The sequence below is a fragment of the Mesorhizobium sp. P2_E7 genome, from assembly GCF_056403855.1.
Genome location: NZ_JBFUER010000002.1, coordinates 127,502 through 151,803, shown reverse-complemented (window position 1 = coordinate 151,803; position 24,302 = coordinate 127,502). Strand labels below are relative to the sequence as shown.

At 62.2% G+C, this 24,302-nt stretch carries 18 protein-coding genes; 13 read left to right on the top strand and 5 right to left on the bottom strand.

What is annotated here, in order from left to right:
• The first annotated feature begins 22 nt into the window (after positions 1–22).
• Positions 23–730, top strand: coding sequence for an HAD family hydrolase (locus AC1DYC_RS17825; protein ID WP_477408592.1), 708 nt, complete (start codon positions 23–25; stop codon positions 728–730).
• A gap of 40 nt (positions 731–770) precedes the next feature.
• Here AC1DYC_RS17825 and AC1DYC_RS17820 read toward each other — a convergent pair whose 3' ends face one another.
• From AC1DYC_RS17820 to aceA, 3 genes are all read right to left on the bottom strand, one after another.
• Positions 771–1,232: a response regulator gene (locus tag AC1DYC_RS17820; protein ID WP_477408590.1), complete on the bottom strand. Its 462-nt coding sequence runs from the start codon at positions 1,230–1,232 to the stop codon at positions 771–773.
• A 276-nt stretch (positions 1,233–1,508) separates the two neighbouring features.
• Positions 1,509–1,751, bottom strand: a complete 243-nt coding sequence (locus AC1DYC_RS17815; protein ID WP_352558581.1) for an SMc00767 family acetate metabolism repressor — start codon at positions 1,749–1,751, stop codon at positions 1,509–1,511.
• 54 nt (positions 1,752–1,805) lie between these two features.
• Positions 1,806–3,095: an isocitrate lyase gene (gene aceA / locus AC1DYC_RS17810; RefSeq protein ID WP_477408588.1), complete on the bottom strand. Its 1,290-nt coding sequence runs from the start codon at positions 3,093–3,095 to the stop codon at positions 1,806–1,808.
• Positions 3,096–3,342: 247 nt separating this feature from the next.
• On the opposite strand from aceA, the gene AC1DYC_RS17805 reads away from it, so the two are divergent.
• The 10 genes from AC1DYC_RS17805 to AC1DYC_RS17760 all read left to right on the top strand — a co-directional run bounded on the left by AC1DYC_RS17805 (position 3,343) and on the right by AC1DYC_RS17760 (position 14,449).
• The gene (locus AC1DYC_RS17805; RefSeq protein WP_477408586.1) at positions 3,343–4,776 is read left to right on the top strand and encodes a helix-turn-helix domain-containing protein; all 1,434 of its coding nucleotides are present in this window, start codon (positions 3,343–3,345) and stop codon (positions 4,774–4,776) included.
• Between the two features lie 140 nt (positions 4,777–4,916).
• Positions 4,917–5,816, top strand: a complete 900-nt coding sequence (locus AC1DYC_RS17800) for a DUF2167 domain-containing protein (protein WP_477408584.1) — start codon at positions 4,917–4,919, stop codon at positions 5,814–5,816.
• Positions 5,817–6,182: 366 nt separating this feature from the next.
• A complete protein-coding gene (locus AC1DYC_RS17795) occupies positions 6,183–8,219 on the top strand; it encodes a hypothetical protein (RefSeq protein ID WP_477408582.1) in 2,037 nt (678 codons plus the stop codon).
• Positions 8,220–8,277: 58 nt separating this feature from the next.
• Entirely contained in the window at positions 8,278–8,559 is a 282-nt protein-coding gene (locus AC1DYC_RS17790) for a DUF1360 domain-containing protein (RefSeq protein WP_477408580.1), read from the top strand.
• A 42-nt stretch (positions 8,560–8,601) separates the two neighbouring features.
• Positions 8,602–8,829 carry a hypothetical protein gene (locus AC1DYC_RS17785; RefSeq protein ID WP_477408578.1) on the top strand — a complete coding sequence of 76 codons (228 nt, stop codon included), beginning with the start codon at positions 8,602–8,604 and terminating at the stop codon, positions 8,827–8,829.
• A 168-nt stretch (positions 8,830–8,997) separates the two neighbouring features.
• Positions 8,998–9,951 (top strand): DMT family transporter, encoded by a 954-nt coding sequence (locus AC1DYC_RS17780; RefSeq protein WP_477408576.1) that lies wholly within the window; start codon positions 8,998–9,000, stop codon positions 9,949–9,951.
• A 387-nt stretch (positions 9,952–10,338) separates the two neighbouring features.
• Entirely contained in the window at positions 10,339–11,436 is a 1,098-nt protein-coding gene (locus tag AC1DYC_RS17775) for a polyamine ABC transporter substrate-binding protein (RefSeq protein WP_477408574.1), read from the top strand.
• Between the two features lie 83 nt (positions 11,437–11,519).
• Entirely contained in the window at positions 11,520–12,659 is a 1,140-nt protein-coding gene (locus AC1DYC_RS17770) for an ABC transporter ATP-binding protein (protein WP_477408572.1), read from the top strand.
• A 9-nt stretch (positions 12,660–12,668) separates the two neighbouring features.
• The gene (locus tag AC1DYC_RS17765; RefSeq protein WP_477408570.1) at positions 12,669–13,634 is read left to right on the top strand and encodes an ABC transporter permease subunit; all 966 of its coding nucleotides are present in this window, start codon (positions 12,669–12,671) and stop codon (positions 13,632–13,634) included.
• A complete protein-coding gene (locus AC1DYC_RS17760; protein WP_477408568.1) occupies positions 13,631–14,449 on the top strand; it encodes an ABC transporter permease in 819 nt (272 codons plus the stop codon). The genes AC1DYC_RS17765 and AC1DYC_RS17760 overlap by 4 nt, the downstream gene beginning before the upstream one ends.
• Before the next feature lie 254 nt (positions 14,450–14,703).
• Here the strand turns inward: AC1DYC_RS17760 and AC1DYC_RS17755 are convergent, their stop codons facing one another.
• The gene (locus AC1DYC_RS17755) at positions 14,704–16,560 is read right to left on the bottom strand and encodes an AsmA family protein (RefSeq protein WP_477408566.1); all 1,857 of its coding nucleotides are present in this window, start codon (positions 16,558–16,560) and stop codon (positions 14,704–14,706) included.
• Positions 16,561–16,889: 329 nt separating this feature from the next.
• Here AC1DYC_RS17755 and AC1DYC_RS17750 point away from each other — a divergent pair, with 329 nt between their 5' ends.
• Positions 16,890–18,848: an acetoacetate--CoA ligase gene (locus tag AC1DYC_RS17750; protein ID WP_477408564.1), complete on the top strand. Its 1,959-nt coding sequence runs from the start codon at positions 16,890–16,892 to the stop codon at positions 18,846–18,848.
• A gap of 536 nt (positions 18,849–19,384) precedes the next feature.
• Here the strand turns inward: AC1DYC_RS17750 and AC1DYC_RS17745 are convergent.
• On the bottom strand, positions 19,385–23,371 hold the full coding sequence (locus AC1DYC_RS17745) for a PAS domain S-box protein (RefSeq protein ID WP_477408562.1): 3,987 nt from the start codon (positions 23,369–23,371) through the stop codon (positions 19,385–19,387).
• A 296-nt stretch (positions 23,372–23,667) separates the two neighbouring features.
• Here AC1DYC_RS17745 and AC1DYC_RS17740 point away from each other — a divergent pair, with 296 nt between their 5' ends.
• Positions 23,668–24,126 carry a phasin gene (locus AC1DYC_RS17740; protein WP_112561969.1) on the top strand — a complete coding sequence of 153 codons (459 nt, stop codon included), beginning with the start codon at positions 23,668–23,670 and terminating at the stop codon, positions 24,124–24,126.
• The last annotated feature ends 176 nt before the right edge of the window (positions 24,127–24,302 follow it).

Below are 24,302 nucleotides of genomic sequence, written 5' to 3'. Positions count from 1 at the left end.
ATCGAGCAGCAGAAGACACCACATGCCAGGCAAATTGACCACAATCGGCTTCGATGCCGACGACACGCTGTGGCAGAACGAACAGTTCTTCCGCATGACCGAAAAGCGCTTTGCCGCACTCTTGGCCGACCATGGCGACGCGGAACAGATTTCGGCGCGCCTGCTCGAAGCCGAAAAGCGCAACCTTGCCGTCTACGGCTTCGGCATCAAGGGATTTACCTTGTCGATGATCGAAACGGCGATCGATGTAACCGAGGGACGTGTGCCGGCCTCGACCATCGCCGAAATCCTTGCGGCCGGGCGCGACATGCTGGGACATCCGGTCGAGGCGCTGCCGCATGCGCGCGAGACCGTGGAAAAGCTCGCCGGCGCCTATCATCTGGTGCTGATCACCAAGGGCGATCTCTTCGACCAGGAACGCAAGCTGGAAGCCTCCGGCCTCGGCGACCTGTTCGATGCCGTCGAGATTGTCAGCGACAAGAGCGCCGCCACCTATGCCAGGATCTTTGGCCGCCACGGCAGCCCACAGGACAGCATGATGGTCGGCAATTCGCTCAAATCGGACGTGGTGCCGGCCATCGAGGCCGGCAGCTGGGGCGTCTACATCCCGCACGAACTGACCTGGGTGCTGGAACACGTCGAGCCGCCGGTCTCGGCACAGCGCTTTCGCCAGATTGTTGATCTGGGCGAACTGCCGGCTTTGATCGAAAGCATCGACAGGAAAGGTTGACCGCCTTACCTCGTTTCAGACCGTGAGGCGCGGACTGCGGTCAGCAGCGACCGAGGCCGATCAGCCGGTCGATCACCGGTTGCAGCCTTTCGGTGGTGATCGGCTTGGTCACCACCACATCGATGACGCTGGACAGGCCGAGGCTTTCCGGCGTGCCGGTCTTGGTTGACAGCAGGATCACCGAGGGAAGCGACCGCCCGGACGCGCGCCGCAATGCGCCGATGGCCGACATCAACGCGTCGCAGTCCTTGTTGTCGGCGCCGCCGTCGAGAACGACCGCGCCCGGAATAAGGGTTCGCAATGCCTTGGTCGCCATCTCGGGTGACTCGGAGATCGGCTTCAGCCCCGACTTCTCGACGATCTTCGACACCACCACCCGGTTGATCGGCGATTTTCCGACCACCAGCACCTGGGAGAAATCCGTTGATATCTCGGAGTTCGCATCCCTGCTTGTCGACTTCAGATGTTTGGCGGTGTCGGTCTCGCGATTCACAGGGCACATGGGCGATGCGGGCACTCGGCGCTGCTTCAATGCAGGGTTGAAATACGAGAGCCAATTGGCGCGAGATCGCGCGCCATGTCAAGCTGAAATGGCGGAGCCGGGAAATATAGCCAGAAATATTAAACCGCGAAGCCAAGGTCTGTTTTCAAACTGTAGTTAAGTTTGTGCTCAAAAGCGAAAGTCACCCGCGCTGAAAACGCGCGGGTGACGTTGAAATCAGCCACTGCATGACCGCGTCAGAAGATTCCGTAAGCACAAATCTTCCGTAAGGGAAGATCATCCGTGATTCTGCTGCGTGACGATCACCGGGATCAGCAGGTCACCCCAATTGCCGTCGCCGCCATGGTGCCGGGCCGAGCGCACCAGTTCCACCGAAACGCCCGCCTCGACTGCCTTCATCACCGATTGATTGAGCCTGTGCAGGTCGTTGGCCAGCATGCGGATGGTCGCCTGCTGGTCGACGCTCATGGTGGTGGACTGCTCTTCTGCACGTTCCTTGACGCGGCTTATCGATGCCATTTTTCTTCTCCTGTGTCCCTTGCCCTGTTGGGCGTTTCCTCTGGTTGTTTTCTGTTATTCCGCTGCCGGCTTGAACTGGGCATGCTCGGTCGATTCATGCATGGCGGTGGTCGATGACTGGCCGCCGCTGATCGCCATCGACACCGCATCGAAATAGCCGGTGCCGACCTCGCGCTGGTGCTTGGTCGCGGTGTAGCCATGGACTTCGGCCGCGAATTCGGCTTCCTGCAGCTCGGAATAGGCCGCCATCTGCCGCGCTTTGTAGCCGCGGGCCAGCTCGAACATGCCGAAATTGAGCTGGTGGAAACCAGCCAGCGTGATGAACTGGAACTTGTAGCCCATGGCGCCTAGCTCGCGCTGGAACTTGGCGATCGTCGCGTCGTCAAGATTCTTCTTCCAGTTGAACGATGGCGAGCAATTATAGGCGAGCAGCTTGCCAGGGTGATGCTTGCGCACGCCCTCGGCGAACTTCTTGGCCTGCGCCAGATCGGGCTTCGAGGTTTCGCACCAGATCAGGTCGGCATGCGGCGCATAGGCAATGGCGCGCGCGATGCATGGTTCGATGCCGTTCCTGACCTGGTAGAAGCCTTCGACCGTGCGGCCGGCATCGTAGTCGACGAACGGCTGGTCGCGCTCGTCAATGTCCGAGGTCAACAGCTTTGCCGCTTCCGCGTCGGTGCGCGCCACGACCAGCGTCGGCGTGCCCATCACGTCGGCCGCAAGGCGTGCCGCATTGAGGTTGCGGATATGCGCCGCGGTCGGGATCAGCACCTTGCCACCGAGATGGCCGCACTTCTTTTCCGAGGCCAGCTGATCCTCATAGTGGACGCCGGCGGCGCCCGCCTCGATGAACGCCTTCATGATCTCGAAGGCGTTGAGCGGGCCGCCGAACCCGGCTTCGGCATCGGCGACGATAGGCGCGAACCAGGTGTCGACCGACAGGCCGTTGCCTTCCGAGGTCTCGATCTGGTCGGCGCGCTGCAGCGTGCGGTTGATGCGCTTGACCAGTTCCGGCGCCGCATTGGCGGGGTAAAGCGACTGGTCCGGATACATTGATGACGCGGTGTTGGCGTCGGCGGCAACTTGCCAGCCTGAGAGGTAGATTGCCTTCAGGCCCGCGCGCACCTGCTGCATGGCCTGGTTGCCCGACATGGCGCCGAGCGCATTGACGAAGTCTTCCTCGTGAATGAGTTTCCACAGCCGGTTGGCGCCCATTTCGGCAAGGCTCTGACGGATCTGGACCGAGCCGCGCAGCCGCTTCACATCGTCCGGCGAGTAGGGCCGTTCAATTCCGTCGAAGCGGCCTTCGGGCGCTGAGGGGACGAGGTTGTAAAAATCGGTCATTGCTCACTCCAGATCAATCGATGTCAGTATCTTGCAACGTCGCACGTCGGGGATTTTGCGTCGTTGGTGTGTGACATCGTTTACATTGCACCGCGAAGAAGGCGAGGAAAACCGCCGTATCCGGCCAAAAATAAGAGAAAACCTGTGTTGTGTTTGACAGAATGGCGCTGTAAACTTGTCACGATTGTAAAAGGCTAATGCGCCTCCGTCACGCGCCAACCGTGTAAATTCCTGTCAAGGACAGCCGATGGCCGATCAGAAGATTTTCGCCGGGCCGCGCATCCGCCGCATCCGCATCGCCAAGGGCCTTACCCAGACGGCGATGGCCGAGGGCCTCGGCATCTCGCCCTCCTATCTCAACCTGATCGAGCGCAACCAGCGACCGCTGACGGTGCAGCTGATCCTGAAGCTGGCCTCGGTCTACAAGGTCGATCCGCATGAACTGCAGGGCGAGGCGCGGGGGTCGATCTCGGCTTTGAAGGAAGTGTTCGGCGACCCGCTGCTTGCCGGTGAATTGCCAGGCGACCAGGAGCTGATCGAACTCGCGGAAGCCGCGCCCAACGCGTCGGCGGCGATGATCAAACTGTTTCGTGCCTATCGCGAGCAGGCCGAGCGGCTGTCCGATCTCAACGAACTTCTGGCGCGCGAGGGCCGGGCCACCGCGCTTTCCGGCGCACGGTTGCCGATCGACGAAGTGCACGAGATTTTCGAGCGCCGGCCCAACCATTTTGCCGCACTGGAAGAAGAAGCCGAGGCTTTCACCTCCGTGCTCGACCCGGGCGACGATCTGTTCGGCGCGTTAAAAGCCTGGCTGAAGCGCGAGTACGGCATCGTCGTCAAGGTGTTGCCGGTCGCCACCATGCCGAACTGGCGCCGCCGCTACGACCGTCATTCGCAGCGCCTGTTCCTGTCCGAACGGCTGTCGCCTTTCGACCAGTTGCGCGAAGTCGCCATGGAGGCCTGCCTGATCCGCATGACGGTCGCGGTCGCCGGCGAGATCCAGGCGCTGAAGCTCGGCACCGATGAAGCCCGCCGGCTCGCTCGCTTCGAACTCGGCCGCTACGCCGCCCATGCCTTGATGATGCCCTACCAGGCCTTTCATGCCGCCGCTGTCCGCGCCCGCTACGACATTGATGTGCTGCGCTCACGCTTCGGCGTTTCGTTCGAGCAAGCGGCAAACCGGCTGACCATGCTGCAGCGTCCGGGTGCCTCCGGCGTGCCGTTCTTCATGCTCGAGGTCGACAATGCCGGCAACCGCTTCCGCAAGGCGGGCGGACAGGGCTTTCCGCAGAGCCGCTTTGGCGGCGGCTGTCCGAAACTGCCGGTGCATGCGGCCTTCGCGCTGCCCGGCCAGATCCTGGTCGAGGCGGTCGAAATGCCTGACGGCGCCGAGTTCCTCTGTATCGCCCGGACGCTCGAGGGGCCGCAAGGTTCGTTCTCCGAGCGTCCGCGCCGCACCGCGCTGTTGTTGGGCTGCGACATCGGCTTTCGCGACGAGGTCGTCTATGGGGCGGGGCTGCCGGCGTCGGCAAAGACCGGACAGGGCGCCGCCACGGCGATTGGTCCGGCTTGCCGGTTGTGCGAACGCATCGGCTGTCTCGCCCGCGCCGAGCCGCCGGTGACCCGCCCGCTCGGCCTCGACGAGATGGTGACGGGCTTAAGCGCCTTCGATTTCCAGTGATGCTTGTTGGATCTTGCCATCCGCACTTTAGCGGCGGGAAATATATCCCCTCTCCGAACCAGAACGCTCGAAATATTGATAAAGCATCGGCGCTGCGCTATCGAAGGACCAGATGCATGGCTGCCAAGGGGGGATGGCTTATGGACAGGAAAGCCTTGTGGCTTGGCGTGGCGCTTGCCTTTTCGGCAGTGCCTGCACTGGCGGAAAAATCCTCGGAATTCTTCAAGGATTACGAACAGTATAATGACAAAGGCAAAGCGTTCCTGGACAAGATCGAGCCGAAGACCGGCGCGGTCGACCTGCCCGAAGGCATCCATCTCGATCTCAAGGACAAATTCTATTTTCTGGACAAGAAGGACACCGGTTCGGTCCTGACCGAAGCCTGGGGCAATCCGCCGGATAACGCCTTAGAGGCGCTCGGTATGATCTTCCCGGTAAAAAATAGCCCGATCGGTGACAACAATTGGGGAATCGAGCTGCGCTATGAAAAGATCGGCCATGTCGATGACGGCGACGCCGCCTCCATCGATTACGCCGAATTGCTAAGCAGCATGCAGGCGGACACTTTGTCGGCCAACGATCAACGCGTGAAGGACGGCTATCAGCCGATCAAGCTGATCGGCTGGGCTTCGCCCCCTGTCTATGATTTCGTCCACAAGCGGCTGCACTGGGCAAAGGAGTTGCAGTTCGGTGACGACGCCGTCCATACGCTCAACTACGATGTCCGTTTCCTCGGCCGGGAAGGCGTCTTCGTGATGAGCTACATCGCCACGGTGGAGCAATTGCCGGAGATCAAGCAGAGCCTGGACGAAGTGCTCGGCGTTGCCGACTTCAACACCGGCAGCAAATACACCGACTTCCTGCCCGGCACCGACACCGTGGCCGCGGTCGGCATTGGCGGCCTCATCGCCGGAAAGCTGGCGGCCAAGGCAGGGCTCATTGCGGTCGCGCTGATAGCGCTGAAGAAGTTCGGCATTCTCCTCTTGGTTCCGCTGGCCGGTCTCTGGCGCTTCATCCGTGGTAACAAGACCACATCATAGGCTGACGACATCCCAATACAGACCTGAGTGCCGCCGCTGGCGGCGGGCCTGCCAGCTATCGGCCGGACTGCAGGCGCTTGCGCAAAATATCTGCATGCCCCTGATGCCTGAAAGGGTTGCCGCCGGCTGTCGAAACCAAAGCAGAATGTCTATGAAATGGGTCACAGATAAATTTCGAGATATACATATACACTACAAGAATATATAAAGTAATCGGTTAATAATAATCCACAAGTTGAAAGTTCAATTGAAAGTTGTATTTGGTATATGTGACGCCTCTAACATAACTAATTGGCCAATGCTGTTACTCGATACTGGTCTGCGGATTTTTTAACCCCGCAGCTGAAACCAGAGGAGATTGCAGCCATGAAGTCGCCTGAAAAGCCGGCCGCACACAAGGCCGAACTCACCCCTGACAAACGCATCATCACCAAAATCCAGGCCGAGCGGCTTGCCGCGCTGGCCGAGGTTGATGCCAAGGAACTCATCGGCCACAGCGTTGCCGACCTTGCCGAGCGGTTGAAATGGCGTATCGATCCCGAACTGTTCTTCTTCCGGCGCATCTGCGGGCGCGTCGTCAAGAAAGATCCGGTCACCGGCGTCGAATACCCCGTTCCGTTCGCCACCGTCGAAGTGCAGGACACCGACTGCAACCTGGTCAGCTATTTCCCGGCCAACTGGCGCTGGGGATGGTTCTATCCTTTCCACTGTCGGCGCGAGGTCATTGCCACCGTCAAGACCGACAAATGCGGACGCTTCTGCGTCTATGTCCCGCGCTTCGATATCGACTGGATTCTTCGCTGGCGCCGTCGGCGGATCTGCTTCCCGTATATTTTCGTCAGGCCTTCGATCAAGGATCTGGTGGCCATACCGGAACTGGATCTGCCGGTGCCACCGCGTCCAGGCCCGGTGGAGAAGTTGCCGGGGTTGAAGCGCCATATCGAGACAGCGCTTGGCGCCATGTCGAATGCCGCAAGCCTCAGTCTGGAAGCGAGCTCGCAGAGCGGGCGGGAGACATTGGCGACCGAGCTTGAGGGAGCGCGCGCTTTCCCGACGGAAATGCAGGCGCCTCTTCCGATGGAATTCCAGAAGATGCTGAGCGGCGATGACGACATCGTCGGCAAAAAGCCGTCCGACCCCAGCGAGGCCATCCGCGCCGCGGTCGCCAAGCAATTGGGCGTGCATCATGCGGAAATCGACGGGTTCGACCTCAACCGCTACATCGGTCCGTTCCTGCGCTGCTTCGATATTTTCCTGCCGGAGTGGCAGCGCATCGTGGATGTGCCGGATATCACCTTCCGGGTCACCCAGGACACCAATGGCGACGGCATCGAGGAAGTCATCTATTCCGAAGGCTATTTCGACGTCCGCTGGAATGCCGGTGTCATTCCTCCGGTCACGCTTGTCGCTTCCAGCCGGGCGCGTGTATCGCGTGTCTGCGAAACACCCGTCGTGCCCTGCAAGGACGTGCCGGAAATTCTGTTCGCCGGTCTGATGCCGCTCAACAATGCGTCCTACTTCAACGCCGTCACCGGCTATGCCGTGCGTCCGAACCGTCCAAAACCGCCAATAGGGCCTCGTCCACTGGCGCGGACACCGTTCCACGGCACGTTGCAGCTCTATGGCTGCGTCAATGTACCGAAAGCGCAGTTCTACCGGGTGCTCGCCAGCACCGACAATGGCGTGACCTTCAACGCCATCACCGGGCTGTCCTGGAACATCTATCCGATACCTTCGGGATCGCCGCACCTTGTTACTCCGGACGCCAACGGCTGGTATCCGGTGCTGCCCAATCCGACGGCGTTCCATCCGGACAATCTCGTGCTTGAATGGCCGACGCCGACACTGCAGAGGACACTCCTCAAGATCGAGGTCGGAGGGCCAGCGAAAAATCACCTGATGTATTCCGGTGTCGTCGCCATACAGACGGACAACACCGCCCCAACGGTGCATTTCGACATGTTGGCCTGGAAATTCGCTTCGGAACCCGACAGCGCATTCGGTCTGCCCGGGCGCAACCTGCTGGTGCCATGCCCGACCATCCGGCGCGGCGTCGTGCCGCAAGACATCGACGTGCGCATCGTCGTGTCTGTCACTGCGCATCATTTGCGCAATGCTGTCCTGACCTCGCATGGCTGCGGCAGCGGGTCCTTCTCGTTGCAGACGTCGCTGGCCGATACGTCTCATTGGCATGAAACGACCAGCGACAACTCTTGCCTCCTGTCCGGCACTTATCGCCTCGACTCGAGTGCGTTGGAGGGCTCCTATGGCCTCGGCTGCAGCGCGTTCGCCCGTGCAATGAACCCTGCCGGCGCAGACAATGGGCATCTGTCCGACTGGAACTATGATCCGATCGATATCCGGGTGGATCCCGACGTGGATATCGCCGTCATCAACGGATGAAATCGTCTCTCGCGCGGCGGGGTCTTCCCGCCGCGCGGGAATTTCTCGTGGGGATCAGATGTCGAGCGAACTTATTTTCATCCTCATCAGCCTTGCCACCTGGCGGATCGCGCATTTCGTTGCCGCCGAGGACGGACCCTTTGACATCGTCGTCAAGGTCAGGGCCAGGGTCGGCGTGCTGGGGCATCTTATGGACTGTTTCTATTGCCTGAGCCTGTGGCCATCGGCGTTGTTCGCGCCGCTCGTCAGCCACGGCTGGATTGAGTTCGTGCTGGTCTGGCTCGCCGCTTCGGGTGCTGCCTGCTTGCTTGAGCAAGCGACTGGGTCGAAGACAACATAACAACAGGAGATGATGATGGGATGCTGTGGTCAAAATCGCCAGATGTGGCAGTCGCCGCCGCGTCGAACCCAGATATCAGGACCGCCGCAGCCGCCGGCGCTGACCGGCGCTGTCGCGATCGAGTATCGCGGCGACACGTCGATCGTTGTCGCCGCGCCGGCATCGGGTTTTACCTACGTCTTCCCCAAGGCTGGAGAACATCTCGAGGTCGATGGCCGCGACGTCGCCTGGCTTCTTTCCCAGGGCGACTTCGTCATTGCCGGCGGCTAGAGCATGATCCCATCCCGGTCCCATCGGGATGGAACAGGCTCTAGGTGCCCTAAGCGGAACACCATGCTGGACCACGCCCGGTCGTCCACTTTGCGCTAGGCGAATGCGGCACGTTTCTGTCGTCCATTGTGCATCATGCCGTCCCGAGATAGCCGACAGTCGCATCCCATGACCGATACCGCATCGTCTCCGACAGCCATTTCGCCGACCGTTTCGCCGCGCGACGAGCGCGTCGGCTTCCTGCTGGTTTTCCTGTCGGCGCTGATGTGGAGCTTTGGCGGCACCATTGCCCGCTTCATCGACACCGCTGACAGCTGGACGGTGGTGTTCTGGCGCTCGCTGTGGGCGGCTGCGTTCCTGATTTGCTTCATGGCCTGGCGCGACGGCTGGCGCGGTATGCTCAAATTGTTTCGCGACATGGGCCTGCCCGGCCTTGCCGTCGCCATCTGCTTTGCCACCGCCTCGACATGCTTCGTCGTCGCACTGGCCTACACCACTGTCGCCAACATCCTGCTGATGCAGGCCGGCGTGCCGCTGCTGGCGGCTCTGCTTGCCTGGGTGCTGTTTCGTGAACGCGTCGCCATAGCAACCTGGGTGGCAATCGCCGCCGTCATCGCCGGCGTCGCCATCATGGTGTCGGAATCGCTGGACGGCGCGGTATCGCCGATCGGCGATGGCCTGTCGCTGCTGATCGCCGTCATGTTTTCGATCGCCACCGTCATCACCCGGCGTTTCGCCCATGTGCGGATGACGCCGGCGACCTGCCTTGGCACCATGCTGGCAGCGGCGTTCGCCGGCTCGCAAGCCTCGCAATTCGCCGTCTCCAGCCACGACATGGCTTTCCTGTTTGCCTTCGGCGTCATCAATCTCGGCCTTGGCCTTGCCTTTTTCGCCACCGGCGCCCGGCTGGTCCCGGCGGCCATCGCTGCTCTGCTCGGCACGTTCGAGCCGATCCTCGGCCCGATCTGGGTCTGGCTCGTCCATGGCGAGGTGCCCTCGGTGCGCACCATCATTGGCGGCGCCGTTGTGGTGGCAGCGCTGCTTGTCCATATCGGGCTTGAATTCAAGCGCCAGGCGCGGCCGGCGCGGCCAGGTGTCACCGGCCTGCCATCCCCTAATTGACCCGTCTTTCGTCCTAATTGACGCGGCACACACCTTATTGACGGGCGTCCCCCGCGCGGGCCATTGACAACCTCGCTGCGGCACGGGCAGGCTGGGGGCACGGCAACAACAAGACAGGCTTATCTTGCCAAGTGTCCCCGCCGGTCGGACCAAGACCGGATCACAGTGTCGTATCCCTGCCCGCGCCACGGCGAAAGCCTTTGACGGCGGCAGCGTACCCCTCAGAAGGGGACACAGAGCCATCATCCGCCGCCTGTCGAACCGCCCGCATGCAGCCGGCAGTTGGCGCTTGTGGCTGCCCGGAAAGCTCAATACTCTGAAGCAAATGCCCAATCGCGCTGAAACTGCGACGAATTGGCGAAGGAACACTCATCAAAGGAGAACAGCATGATCCGCAAAGCGCTCTGGCTTTCGGCAACCTCGGCATTTCTGACGCTTTTCACCGTCGGCGGCCATGCCGAGGACCGCGTCGTCAACGTCTTCAACTGGTCGGATTATATCGACAGCTCGATCATCGAGGACTTCACCAAGGAAACCGGCATCAAGGTCGTCTATGACACCTTCGATTCCAACGAGATCCTTGAGACCAAGCTTCTTGCCGGCGGCAGCGGCTATGACGTCGTCGTGCCCAGCGGCAACTTCCTGGCGCGCCAGATCCAGGCCGGTGTGTTCCAGAAGCTCGACAAGTCGAAGCTGCCGAACATTTCCAACATGTGGGACACCGTTCTGGAACGGACCGCCAAATACGATCCGGGCAATGAATACTCGATCAACTACATGTGGGGCACCGTCGGCATCGGCTACAATATCAAGAAGGTGCAGGCAGCACTCGGCACCGACAAGATCGACAGCTGGGATGTGTTCTTCAATCCCGACAGCCTGGCCAAGCTGAAGGACTGCGGCGTCTACGTGCTGGATTCTCCGGCCGACATCATCCCGGCGGCAATGAAATATCTCGGCCTCGATCCCAACAGCACCTCGCCCGACGACATCGCCAAGGCCGAGGAGACGTTGCTGAAGGTGCGGCCGTATATCCGCAAATTCCATTCGTCCGAATACATCAACGCGCTCGCCAATGGCGATATCTGCCTGGCGGTCGGCTGGTCGGGTGACGTCTTCCAGGCGCGCAACCGCGCCGTGGAAGCCAAGCAGGGCGTCGAGATCGGCTATTCCGTGCCCAAGGAAGGCGCGCAGATGTGGTTTGACCAGATGGCGATCCCTGCCGATGCGCCGCATGTCGCCGAGGCGCTCGAGTTCCTCAATTACATGATGAAGCCGGAAGTGATCGCAAAGTCGTCCAACTATGTCTTGTACGCCAACGGCAACAAGGCCTCGCAGCAGTTCGTCGACAAGGCGCTGCTGGACGATCCGGCGGTCTATCCGGATGCCGAGACCTTGAAGAAGCTCTATACGGTCCAGCCTTACGATCCCAAGACCCAGCGCCTGATCACGCGCAGCTGGACCAAGATCGTCACCGGCCAGTAAGCAATGCGACATGGTCCCGGCCGTCACCTGCCGGGACCATTCTTCTCTGGGGCAAAAAGCAAAAAAACAGGACGGAGTGGGACATGAAATCGCTTGGCAGCATCCGCAGGGATTTCGCGCCATGGAACGACCCGAACGCCAAGCCATACATCCAATTCGACAACGTCACCAAGAAGTTCGGTGACTTCACCGCCGTCAACAATCTGTCGCTGACCATTTTCGAGCGCGAGTTCTTCGCCCTGCTCGGCGCGTCCGGCTGCGGAAAGTCGACGCTGCTGCGGATGCTCGCCGGCTTCGAGGAGCCGACCGCCGGCCGCCTCCTTCTCGACGGTCAGGATTTGCGCGGCATCCCGCCCTATCGCCGTCCGGTCAACATGATGTTCCAGTCCTATGCGCTGTTTCCGCATATGACGGTGGAAAAGAACATTGCCTTCGGTCTCAAGCAGGAAGGCATGCCGGCGCCCGAAATCGAAAAACGCGTCACCGAGATGCTGAAGCTGGTCAAGCTCGAGCAGTTCGCCAAGCGCAAGCCGCACCAATTGTCCGGCGGCCAGCGCCAGCGTGTCGCGCTCGCCCGTTCGGTTGCCAAGCGGCCGAAGGTGCTGCTGCTCGACGAGCCGCTCGGCGCGCTCGACAAGAAGCTGCGCGAGGAAACGCAGTTCGAGTTGATGGACCTGCAGCAGGAGCTCGGCCTGACCTTCGTCGTTGTTACCCACGACCAGGAAGAGGCCATGACCATGGCCGATCGCATCGCCATCATGGACAAGGGCGAGGTCATGCAGGTGGCAACACCGGCGGAAGTCTATGAAGCCCCGACGTCGCGCTTCGTCGCCCACTTCGTCGGCAACGTGAACATGTTCGAAGGCAAGGTCGCCGAGCGGGCGGCCAACACCACACGCATCACCGGCGCGACAGGGGCTCAGATCGTCGTCGAAAACAGCACCGATACAAAGGCCGGTTCCGACATCGTCTTCGCCATCAGGCCGGAGAAGATCAAGGTAACGTCAAAAAAGCCGGCGGACGCCGTCAATGCGCTTGAGGGCGAAGTCTACGACGTCGCCTATCTCGGCGACATGACCGTCTACCACATCAGGCTGGATGACGGGCAGATCATCAGGGCAAGCGCGCTCAACGCGGCGCGCGTCACCGAGGATCCGCTGACCTGGAACGACCGCGCCTGGGTCTCGTTCCGGCCGGATGCCGGCGTCGTGCTGACGCGGTAGGGGGCGGCCATGTCCAACATCGCCATCACCGACGCCGGCCCCTCGACCGAGGCCAAACCGTTCCTGACACGGCTCGCCAGCGGCTTCGTCAGCCGGCTCGTCATCATCGTGCCCTATCTCTGGCTGCTGTTCTTCTTCCTCATCCCGTTCATCATCGTCTTCAAGATTTCGCTGTCGCAGACGGCGATTGCCATGCCGCCCTACACGCCGGTGCTCGACTTCAAGGACGGCATTTCCGGTTTCTTCGCCGGCTTCCGCGATCTCAACTTCGACAACTATACCTTGCTGGCGCAGGATGCGCTCTACTTCAAAGCCTATGTGACCAGCGTCATCATCGCTGCCATCTCGACCGTCCTGACCTTGCTCGTCGGCTACCCGATCGCCTACGGCATGGCGCGTGCGCCGGCGACGATCCGCCCGACCTTGATGATGCTGGTGATCCTGCCGTTCTGGACGTCGTTCCTGATCCGCGTCTACGCCTGGATCGGTATCCTCAAACCCGAAGGCCTGCTCAACCAGGTGCTGCTCGCCACCGGCATCATCGACGAGCGCCTGATAATCCTCAACACCTACTATGCGATCTTCATCGGCATCGTCTATTCCTACCTGCCGTTCATGGTGCTGCCGCTCTACTCGTCGCTGGAAAAGATGGACTATTCGCTGATCGAGGCGGCCAAGGATCTCGGCTGCCCGCCAACTGCCGCCTTCTGGAAGATCACCTTTCCGCTGTCGCTGCCGGGCGTCATCGCCGGCTGCCTGCTCGTGTTCATTCCGGCGGTCGGCGAGTTCGTTATTCCTGACCTGCTCGGCGGATCGCAGACGCTGATGATCGGCAAGACGCTGTGGAACGAATTCAACAGCAACCGCGACTGGCCGGTATCGTCGGCGGTGGCGGTGATCCTGCTGTTGCTGCTGATCGTACCGATCATGTTCTTCCAGCGAGCCCAGGCGCGCGCCCAGGAGCAGGACAAATGAACACCACCTGGAGCCGCTTCAACGTCACTTCGGTCGTGCTTGGCTTTGCCTTCCTCTATCTGCCGATCGTGTTGCTCGTCATCTTCTCCTTCAACGAGTCCAAGCTGGTCACCGTCTGGGGCGGCTTCTCGACCAAATGGTATGCCTCGCTATTCCACAACCAGGGCCTGATGGACGCCACCTGGGTGACCGCGCGTGTGGCTGTCATCTCCGCCACGGTGGCAACCGTGCTCGGCACGCTGGCGGCGCTGACCTTGACCCGCTACACCCGCTTCAGGGGCCGCATCCTGTTTTCCGGCATGGTGTTCGCGCCGCTGGTCATGCCGGAAGTCATCACCGGCCTGTCGCTGCTTCTGCTTTTCGTCGCCGTCGGTCTCGACCGCGGTTTCCTCACCGTCACGCTTGCCCACATAACTTTGACCATGTGCTTCGTCGCTGTCGTCGTGCAGTCGCGTCTGGTCTCGTTCGACCGGTCGCTGGAAGAGGCCGCGATGGATCTCGGCGCAACGCCGGTGAAGACATTCTTCCAGATCACGCTGCCGGTCATTCTACCGGCAATCGTCTCCGGCTGGATGCTGGCCTTCACGCTGTCGCTCGACGATCTGGTGATCGCCTCCTTCACCTCCGGCCCCGGCGCCACCACGCTGCCGATGAAGATCTACAGCCAGGTGCGTCTCGGCGTGACGCCGGAAATCAACGCCGCTTGTACCATCCTGATCGCAGTCGTTGCGGTCGGTGTCATCATAGCCTCGATCGCCAACAAGCGGCGTGAGGTGCAGCGTCAGCTCGACGAACAGGCCGCGCAGCGCGGGTGAAACTTGCCGGGGTTGCCCGGCACGTACCCCCACCCTTAATCCCTCCCCACAAGGGGGAGGAAAGCTGCCGCGCCCTTCTATCTGCGCCCTTGCATGCCAGACCCCAGTAATCTGCCGAGATGAGCGCAAACAGGGTCTCCCTCCCCCTTGTGGGGAGGGATTAAGGGTGGGGGCAGGTGCCGGGCAAACATCTCAGAAAATGGCATATGCGATTGCCCTGCTTTCCGAGAGGCCCGCCTATTTGCCTGATCCGCTTATTCGCCTGAAACGCCGCGGCTGATCGGCGAGATGAACGGTGTGCTCCAGGTGCCACCGACGAAGAAGGACGACTGGTTGTTGGGGCCTTGCTGACCATTGGCGGGCGCTGCCGCAGGGTCTGCCTGCGTAACACCGCCCGACAGCGCCAGCCCGCGTCCGCCATAGGACGCGATGCCGGACAGCCAGATCTTGTATTTCGCCGAATTGGCCTCGGCCTTGTCCAACCGCGCCACGCCCTTCGAGATGGTGGCTTTGAGCTCGGCGCCGTCGATCGGCAACGTCCCGTTCGAGACGTCGTCGAGGGCAAAGAAGCCGCCCTGTTCGGTGTGCTTCAGAAACGCCGGCAAATTGAGCCCGCTCAGCGCGCCCGGCCCGAACGTCGCCGAGACCGAGCCGTCGGCGTTCTCGAAGATCGAGTCCCAGGATTTGCCCGGTCCTTTGAGGATGACCGAGACCGTGCCGGTGCTGGCCGGCACCAGCCGTGTCATTCCGGCCGCGCTGCCAAAGGCGCCGCCGTCAATATCTGAGGCGAGCAGCCGGATTTCGACTTGCGTGCCCTCGGGCTTGCGGTCGAAGCGCAGGCTCGACTGGACGTTGCCACCAAAGGCCGAGGCATCGGAGATATCGAAGACGGCAAGCCCGTTCTTGACCTGCGCGGTGGCGGCGACGTCGGCAAGCTGGACCGCGCCGGCCGAGGCATGCGCGGCCGACAGTCTGAGATCGAGATTGACGCGGTCGGCAAAGCTGGTGTCGATTTCCCCAGGCCCCGTTTCACCCGTGGGCGCCAGCGGCGTGAAGGCCGAGAACAGCGACCTGAGGTCGAGCGTATCGAAGGCCAGCGTGCCGGAAATCACCGGCAAGGCGTCGCCGAACGAGAAGTCCAGCGCCCCCATTCCCGGGTTGTTGTCGAGCGCGACCGCGGTGTTTTCGAATTTAACCCGGCCGGCCGTCGCCGTGATCTTGCTCGAAATCGACACCGAGCCGATTGCGGCGCCCGGTGCAATGCCGGCCTGCGACCATTCCAGCACGCGCCGCATCGACGGTGCGGCGAACTTCACCTGGCCGTCGAAATAGGCGTTTTGCGACATGCCGGCCGTGCCGTCGAACGAGAAGCTGGCCGGGGCCGCCTTGAACGAAAAGGTGACCGGCGCAGCACCGCCTGCAAACAACACCAGCGGCTTGGCCGAGGACGCCTCGACGGTGACGCTTTCGCCGCGCCAGATGCCGGTCGCCGACAAGGTCGCATTGCTGTTCATCGCCGCCCAGTTCGCCTGGCCGCTGAGGCTGGTCAGCAATTCCACGTCCTTGCCGCCGATGGAGGCAACCATGCGGCCGTCCCTGAACTCCACCGTACCGAAGGGATCGGTCGGCAGCTTGCTCAGATCAGGCTTGGACGGATCCGCGCTGACCACGCCGCGCGCCGTGTCGATCGAACGCGTGATGCGGCCTCCCGTGGGTACGGCGGGCAGGAACATGCCGTTCGCGGTGCGCTGAACCCGGATCGTCGGCCGCACCAGCCGCGCCGTCGAAAACACCACATCGCCCTGCAGCGCCGCCATGGCCGAGAGGTCGACCTCGACCCGTTCGGCCTCGATCACCGGCGGTGCGTCGGTCTCGGTCCACTGCGACAGCGTGACGTCGCTCAGTATGGCGCGGAACGTCGGCCACACCTCGATGCGCGGCGAACCCTCAATGGTGACCCTGAAACCGCTCCACGCGCTCATCTCCCAGGCGATGCGGTCGCGCACGATCCGGGTCGACGCAATCAGCGGCAGAGCGGCGACGACCAGCGCGATGACGAGCACGGCAACGCCGATCGCCCATATTCCGCGCCGGATCAGAGGTGATGGCATATAGCCCCGTATGCTTTCATTCCGATAAAAAATCGCCCGACGGGTGTAACCCAGCGCTGACGCATTTCAAGTCTTTATGGCCCGGCGATGGCAATTGCGCACAGCTGGCCGAGTTTAGCTGAACAAAATCTTGCTCTGCTGCGTGGCGATAGGCATAAGCGATGCAGCTTCAGCTTGCTACGAGGCGCGGCGTTTTTGAGACAGCGGCGCCTGCAAAGCTGGGGCTAATGCATGTCGCCGGAAGTGTGCAGCAGTTCCGCGACAACGACATGCATAGAGACAAAAGCATATCAGTCTTGCGACGCGACGGGCTTCAAGGAGGATCGATCATGGCTGCCGAAGCACCGCTGTGGACCCCGACGCAAGACCGGATCGATGCGGCGCCGCTGACCGCTTTCATGAAGGCGGCGGCAGCAAAAACCGGCACATCGTTCGCCTCCTATGCCGACCTTCACCGCTGGTCGGTCGAGGATCGCGAAGGTTTCTGGAGCCTGCTGTGGGATTTTTGCGGCATCGTCGGCGACAAGGGTCAGCGCCTGCTGGCCGACGGCGACAAGATGCCCGGCGCCGCTTTCTTCCCCGACGCGACGCTCAATTTCGCCGAGAACCTGCTGAAAAAGACCGGTTCTGCTGACGCAATCGTCTTTCGCGGCGAGGACAAGATCGAGCGGCGGTTGTCGTGGACCGAACTGCACCAGCTGACCTCGCGCTTCCAGCAGCTTTTCCTGTCGCTCAAGGTGAAAAAGGGCGACCGCATCGCCGCGATGATGCCCAACATGCCGGAGACCGTCGCTGCCATGCTGGCCGCCGCTTCGATCGGTGCGGTCTGGTCGTCCTGTTCCCCCGATTTCGGCGAACGGGGCGTGCTTGACCGTTTCGGCCAGATCGAACCCGTCGTCTTCATCGCGCCGGACGGTTACTGGTACAATGGCAAGGCGATCGAAGTCGCCGACAAGATTGCTGCCGTTGCCACGAAGCTCGAAACCGTCGGCAAGGTGCTGATCGTCGACTATCTCGGTACGTCGCGCGATATCGCAGGGATTATCGACAAGGCCGTGGCGCTCGAAGAGGCATTGTCGCCTTTCGCGGCAAAGTCCGTCACGTTCGAGCCGCTGCCGTTTGCGCATCCGCTCTACATCCTGTTTTCGTCGGGAACGACTGGCATTCCCAAATGCATCGTCCATTCGGCCGGTGGCACGCTGGTCCAGCATGTGAAGGAACACCGGCTGCATGCCGGGTTGGTCGATGGCGACCGCTTCTTCTACTTCACCACCTGCGGCTGGATGATGTGGAACTGGCTGGTGTCGGGCCTGGCATCAGGCGCGACACTGCTGCTCTATGACGGGTCGCCCTTCTACCCCGACGGCAATGTGCTGTTCAGCTTCGCCGAGGCCGAGAAGATGACCTTCTTCGGCACTTCGGCCAAATTCATCGATTCCGTGCGCAAGGCCGGTCTCAAGCCGATCCGCAGCCACGATCTGTCGAGCGTACGGGCGATCTCCTCGACGGGCTCGCCGCTGTCGCCGGAGGACTTTCGCTTCGTCTATGACGGCATCAAGCAGGACGTGCACCTGGCCTCGGTCTCCGGCGGCACCGACATCGTCTCCTGCTTCGTGCTCGGGGTGCCGACGCAAGCTGTCTGGACCGGCGAGATCCAGGGCCCTGGCCTCGGCCTTGCCGTCGATGTCTGGGATGATGGCGGCAAGCCCATCCGCCAGGAAAAGGGCGAACTGGTCTGCACAAAAGCGTTTCCGTCGATGCCGATCAGCTTCTGGAACGACCCTGAGGGCAAGAAATACCAGGCGGCCTATTTCGAGCGCTTCGACAATGTCTGGTGCCATGGCGACTTCGCCGAATGGACGGCGCATGGCGGCATGATCATCCACGGCCGCTCCGATGCGACGCTCAATCCGGGCGGCGTGCGCATCGGCACGGCGGAGATCTACAACCAGGTCGAGCAGATGCCGGAAATCCTGGAAGCGCTGTGCATCGGCCAGGATTTCGACAATGACGTGCGGGTCGTGCTGTTCGTGCGGCTGGCTGCAGGGGTGACGCTGGACGAGGATCTGGAAAAGCGCATCCGGGCGAAAATCCGCACCGGCGCCAGCCCGCGCCACGTGCCGGCAAAAATAGTTGCCGTCTCAGACATTCCGCGCACCAAATCCGGCAAGATCACCGAGCTTGCGGTGCGCGACGTCGTGCACGGCCGCGCCATCAAGAACAAGGAGGCGCTGGCCAACCCCGAGGCGCTGGAGCTGTTCAGGAATCTGCCGCAACTGGCGGAGTAGGCGCTGGCCTGTCGCCGCAGCCAGCCGTTCCAACGTCCGTATTAGCCGACGCATCTCTCCCTTCGTCATTCTATGGCGGAGCAAGGAGCGCAGCGACGCGGCGCAGACCATAGAATCCATTCCGTGACATCAAGGCGCTGCGGCGGTCCAGAATTCTGCTCCGCTGCGCTCGACGGCCAAGGTCACGGAATGGATCCTCGGGTCTGCGCTCCGCTTCGCGTCGCTCCGCCCGTGGATGACGAACTCCGGGCGATCGCCCCGAGGATGACGAAGGCGCGTGAGCCCCACTATGGTTAACCAAACGTATCCGCCGAATTTACCTAGATTTCACGAGTGGTACACATTCGTAAATTTTCTGGGCCGCCGGTAAGGAGTTGTTAAGGCCCGGCGTCGATAGTCGCACGTAACTTGAGGGAGAAATCCCGTTCCTCGTCCCCTGAGGATCAGATTCGCTCAAGCCCCGTTGTGACAGCAAAATTCCATTAAGGCGTCCTGTTGGACGCCTTTTCTTTGTGCCGGTTCAAGATGGAGCGGCTTTACTCGGCGAGTACACGCGTCGACGGGAAGGCGACCTCGACCAGCGTGCCTTCGCCCGGCGTCGAGGTGATGGTGAAGCGGGCGCGGTTGGCTTCCACCATCGCCTTGGTCAGCGGCAGGCCTAGGCCGGTGCCGTCGCCGCGTCCGCGCTTCAGCGCATTGATCTGCTTGAACGGCTTCAGCGCCTGCTCGATCTCGGCATGGCTCATGCCGATGCCGGTGTCGCGTACCCGCATGACGACGTCGCCGGAAGTTTCGTAGGCCGTCGAAACGATCACCTGGCCGCCGGCCTGCGTATAGCGAATGGCGTTGGACAGGATGTTGAGCGCGATCTGGCGCACGCTTCTAAGGTCGGCGACCACTTCCGGCAGCCGCGAGGCGAAGCTGGAGCGGATGATGACGCGCTCGCGATTGGCCTGCGGCTGCATCATCGCCACGGTCTCGCCCAGCGTGTCGTTGAGCGATACCGCTTCGTAATCCATCTCCTGCTGCCCGGCCTCGATCTTCGAGATGTCGAGCAGATCGTTGACGAGATCGAGCACGTGATTGCCCGAGCGGTTGATGTCTCTGAGATAGTCGCGATAACGGTCATTGGCCACCGGGCCAAACTTCTCATCCACCATCAGCTCGGAAAAGCCGATAATGGCGTTGAGCGGCGTGCGGATTTCGTGGCTGATGCGGGCGAGAAAATCGGTCTTCTGCGAGGAGGCACGCTCGGCCACGGCGCGCGCCTGGGTCAGATCCTCCTCGGCCCGCTTCCACTGCGTGATGTCGCGCACCACGGCGCAAAAGCCGCTGTCGTTGGGCAGCCGGCCGATGGTCATGAACAGCGGGATGAAGCGCCCCTGCGCCTCGCGCCCGATCACCTCGCGACCATCGTTCATGACGCTCGCCACGCCGGGTTCGGACAGACCGTTGAGATAGTCGCGCGCCGCGCGCTGGCTTTCGATGGCAAACAGCGAGGCGAACGGCTTGCCGGTCACCTCGTCGCTGTCAAAGCCGAACAGCGCTTCGGCCGGCCGGCTGATCGAGCGGATGTCGCCGTCGCGGCCGATCAGCACCACGCCATCGGTGGCGGTGTCGATGATGGTGCGCATTTCGGCAATGCGCGATTTGAGCTCGGGCACGTCGGGCTGCGTCTGCTCTTCGGTCGCGACATGCGCAGCCACCGGCGCCTCGTCCTCGCCGGTGCGCCGCACCACCAGCATGAGTGCCTTGCCCGCGCGCCACGGCACCGAACGCAAAATGGCCTCGATCGGAAATTCCTGGCCTTCCCGCGTCTTCAGCCGCAGAGCGTGGTCGCTTTCATCAACCGCCTCGGAGTAGGGGTCGGCAAACAGCGCGCCGAGGCCGCCGGCATCGCTCAAATCCTCGAGCGTGTCATAACCGGTGAGGCCGAGGAATTCGTCGTTGGCGTAGTGAAGCTCGTCGCCGGAATGGATGAGCAGCGGCACCGGCAATTTGCCGAGGATCGACGTATCCGGCGCCTTGTGTTCATCTCTGGCCGAAAATGCCGAAGGCACAAACCCGTCAAGTTTGAGCGGCGGCACTTTCAGGCGCGGCGGTTCTACCGGCGCGGTGTCCGCATCGCCGGCCCTGTCCCCGTCTTGTACGGCCGACCCTGCCGGGGCCCAGTCCTCATTGTCCTCGGCATCGCGGAAATCGGCGGACGTCATGCTGTCGTCTTCACCGGCATCGGCCGGCGTCTCGGCAACAGCCGGCTGCGGCTCCGCGCTCTCGACGATCTCTTGTGCGCTGGTCTCATCCGGCTCGGAAGCCGGCGCCGGTTCGTTGTTGGAAGACGTCGCTTCGGTGCTTTCTCCGCTGACGGAGCCTGGTTCGGGATCGACATAGTCGAGCAGCGAGCGTGAGACTATCGGCGCCTTCGCCTCGCTTGCTTGGCTGTCCGCAGTAACATCGCCCGGCTGCGCGCCGTCGAGCCGCGCCAGATCCTTTTCGTCCTCGGCATCGCTTTCCGGCGGCTCGGCCTCAGCGGTTTCGCTGTCGGCCGCCGATGGGTTCACCGCGGCAACCGGGACGGCCTCGTCCAGAGTGGAGGCTTCGGCGGGTTGTTGGGCTTGCGCGGCCGTTTCAGCCTGGTCCGCCTCGACATGATCCGGCTTGGGCTGATCTGGCTTGGCCTGGTCCGGCTCGGTCTGGCCAGGCGTTGCCTGATCCTTGATGACCGGTTCGGCCTGCTTAGCAGTCTCCGGCTGCTCCGGCGGAGGATTGTCCTTCTTCAGCCGCTCGCCGATTTCACGGAAAGCGCTGCGTTCCAGCGTCGACAGGCCCTTGTCGTTGGCGGGCTGCCTATGCTCGGCCAGCCGGATGACCTTGTCGGCGAAACGCCGTTCCTGCTTCGGCACGATGGTCAGCGCCGGCACTTCGCCCTCGAACGGATCGGCCGCCTTGGGAACTTCCGCCACAGCCTCTTCCGGGGCTGGCTCGGCTGCTGACGGTGGCACGCCATTGGGGATCAGCGCCATGCCGATCGCTTCCGGATCGACCACCGCATCGCTGGCGCGGGCGACACCGAAGCCGCGGAACCCTTCGAAGGCGCGGCTGCGGCCATAGACGGGCAGTGCGGCCAGATCTACCGGTATCTTCAGGTCGGAGCCGGCAACCGGCCACAGCACCGAGCGGCCCGACCAGGTGTCGCGGCGTTCGAGCAGGCCGGCTATCTCGCCCGAAGCATCGAGGCCGAAAATTGTCGCAACATCCTTGAAGCGGCGGCCGATCACATCGGCGGCGGGCTTGCCGACGATGTCGGCGAACTCCGGCGAGAGCGCGCTGAATTTGCCCTCGGCATCGGTGCGCCAGACAAAACGCAGCGGCGCCGCCGTGCGGTCGATCTCGCGGGCGGCGGATGGCGCAGCCGGTGGGGTTTCGTTGGAGGGCAGGGTGGGAGAGGTGGCAACAGGACTGTCCGGCTGCGGGTTCACGGCCGGGGCGACCGATTCCGGCTCGGCTTGCGCAGGGCTGTCCGGCTCGCTCGCCCGCGGTTCTTCGCCGGCATGGAAGTACCAATGATCATGTTGCGCAGGCGCACTGTCGTTGGCGGCCTGCTCGCGGCCGGTCGTCTGCTCGCGATCGTCTACTTTTGTATCGGCTGACGCCGAAGCCTCATGCTCAGTCGGAGCGGCCTCGGCGACATCAGGCGCGACCGCGAGCAGTGCGCCCTGATCGGTGCTTGCTGCGGCTTGGTCAGCCACCGCATCCGCCGTTACAGCTGCCGCGTCCTCTGGGGCGGCTTGCGTCGGGCCCGCACCCTGCTGCGCTGCGACAGGTTCGGTATCCAGCTCACCGACAGGATTTTCTTCCCCGAGCTGGTCCTCGTCGATGACCACCAGCAGATGCCTGGCATCGGTCAGTCGGGCAAAGCCCGCCGGATAGGACGTCGTGCTGCCGGGGACCAGCCGCTTGACGATGCGGTCGTCCTGGCTCGCCACGTCGGCGACAAGCGCCGCCAGCGTCTCGGGCCGGATGGCGAGCGCGGCAAAACCATCTGAAGCCGCCTCGACGGTGCCGGCGGCGTCGACAAAGGCGATGAAATGGCCGTCTTCGTTAAAGCCGCTGATAGCGCGGGCCGCAATGTCGGCAGCACTGCGTGAATCGGTCTGCGCTGCCGGAACCGCCAGCATGATAGCGCTTTCGCCGTCAGGCATGGTCACCGCGCTGGCCAGAAAGCCGACGGCGCGGCTGGTCATGCCGGTCGCCAGCCGCACCGTGATGGCGCGGTCGCTGCCGATCCTGGGGAAGCCGGCGGTCGCCATGATCTGCCGCCTGGCGATCAGCGGCAGCTGTGCCGAGGCGCCAATGATGGCTTCGATATCGGGATAGCCGAACACCGCCGCGCCCGGCCCGTTGGCCCAGATCACCTGTTCGAGGTCGGCCGACAGGATCGCGATCGCGTCGCCGGCGGCAAAGCGCTGGCGGACTGCGTCCAGCACGGCGACATCGAGGAAAGAGTAGTTCTCGGAAGGCATGCGCTTGGCGGACCCTTTCGGTGAAACCTCTTGGCGAACCTACAAGGCGGGCAATTTGCAGTTAACGCTTTGTTAATAAAAGCCCGCGCGGCGAAGGTCCACAAGCCACGGCGGAAAGCGGATGGAATCTCTGGCCATTTGGTTAACGTCGGGAAACGCCCGGGGTAACGTCGCGGAAGAAATTTATGGTGCACTGCAACAAACATGTTGCATCGCACAAAAAAACCGCTATATTGCCATCATACATGAACGAGACGGCTTTTTGTCAAAGCCGCTACCCCCGAAAGGATGGAAAAATGACCAAGGCCAAGACCGCTGAGACCATCGAAAACGTTGAATTCCCGAGCTTCGACGCCTCCAAGGCGACCGACCAGATCCGCGCTTTCGCCGAAAAGGGCGTTGAGCAGTCGAAGGAAGCTTACTCCAAGCTGAAGACCGGCGCCGAAGAGACCCAGAAAGTTCTGGAATCGACCTTCGAGACCGCCAAGACCGTTTCCAGCGACCTGTCGCTCAAGACCATCGCGGCCCTGCGCGCCAATGCCGAAGCCGGCTTCTCGCATCTCGAAGCCCTGATCGGCGCCAAGTCGCTGTCGGAAGTCGTCGAGCTGCAGACCGCCTTCCTGCGCAAGCGCGTCGAGTCGACTGTCGAGCAGGCCAAGGAATTCCAGGCCGTTGCCTCGAAGGCTGCCGAAGACGTCTCCAAGCCGGTCAAGACCGCTTTCGAGAAGGCCCTGAAGGACATCAAGGCCGCCTAATAATTGCGCACAACTCTACGATGCATCAAAACGTCGCATTTCGTCAGACAAATAGATGTGCGATAGAGTTGCCCAGTGAATACCCGGCGAGTGGAACCTCCTCCCTCTGCTCCCCGGGGTGACCAGCCAGCACCTCCTCCCGCTGGCTCGTAACAGGAAAAGGCCGGCACCTCCTC

Bases quoted from the DNA above. Each gene is read 5' to 3' on its own strand.
- AC1DYC_RS17745 (WP_477408562.1), bottom strand. From the start codon at position 23,371: ATGCCTTCCGAGAACTACTCTTTCCTCGATGTCGCCGTGCTGGACGCA.
- AC1DYC_RS17795 (WP_477408582.1), top strand. From the start codon at position 6,183: ATGAAGTCGCCTGAAAAGCCGGCCGCACACAAGGCCGAACTCACCCCT.
- AC1DYC_RS17770 (WP_477408572.1), top strand. From the start codon at position 11,520: ATGAAATCGCTTGGCAGCATCCGCAGGGATTTCGCGCCATGGAACGAC.
- aceA (WP_477408588.1), bottom strand. From the start codon at position 3,095: ATGACCGATTTTTACAACCTCGTCCCCTCAGCGCCCGAAGGCCGCTTC.
- AC1DYC_RS17790 (WP_477408580.1), top strand. From the start codon at position 8,278: ATGTCGAGCGAACTTATTTTCATCCTCATCAGCCTTGCCACCTGGCGG.
- AC1DYC_RS17825 (WP_477408592.1), top strand. From the start codon at position 23: ATGCCAGGCAAATTGACCACAATCGGCTTCGATGCCGACGACACGCTG.
- AC1DYC_RS17775 (WP_477408574.1), top strand. From the start codon at position 10,339: ATGATCCGCAAAGCGCTCTGGCTTTCGGCAACCTCGGCATTTCTGACG.
- AC1DYC_RS17820 (WP_477408590.1), bottom strand. From the start codon at position 1,232: ATGTGCCCTGTGAATCGCGAGACCGACACCGCCAAACATCTGAAGTCG.
- AC1DYC_RS17815 (WP_352558581.1), bottom strand. From the start codon at position 1,751: ATGGCATCGATAAGCCGCGTCAAGGAACGTGCAGAAGAGCAGTCCACC.
- AC1DYC_RS17755 (WP_477408566.1), bottom strand. From the start codon at position 16,560: ATGCCATCACCTCTGATCCGGCGCGGAATATGGGCGATCGGCGTTGCC.
- AC1DYC_RS17785 (WP_477408578.1), top strand. From the start codon at position 8,602: ATGTGGCAGTCGCCGCCGCGTCGAACCCAGATATCAGGACCGCCGCAG.
- AC1DYC_RS17760 (WP_477408568.1), top strand. From the start codon at position 13,631: ATGAACACCACCTGGAGCCGCTTCAACGTCACTTCGGTCGTGCTTGGC.
- AC1DYC_RS17740 (WP_112561969.1), top strand. From the start codon at position 23,668: ATGACCAAGGCCAAGACCGCTGAGACCATCGAAAACGTTGAATTCCCG.
- AC1DYC_RS17780 (WP_477408576.1), top strand. From the start codon at position 8,998: ATGACCGATACCGCATCGTCTCCGACAGCCATTTCGCCGACCGTTTCG.
- AC1DYC_RS17765 (WP_477408570.1), top strand. From the start codon at position 12,669: ATGTCCAACATCGCCATCACCGACGCCGGCCCCTCGACCGAGGCCAAA.
- AC1DYC_RS17800 (WP_477408584.1), top strand. From the start codon at position 4,917: ATGGACAGGAAAGCCTTGTGGCTTGGCGTGGCGCTTGCCTTTTCGGCA.
- AC1DYC_RS17750 (WP_477408564.1), top strand. From the start codon at position 16,890: ATGGCTGCCGAAGCACCGCTGTGGACCCCGACGCAAGACCGGATCGAT.
- AC1DYC_RS17805 (WP_477408586.1), top strand. From the start codon at position 3,343: ATGGCCGATCAGAAGATTTTCGCCGGGCCGCGCATCCGCCGCATCCGC.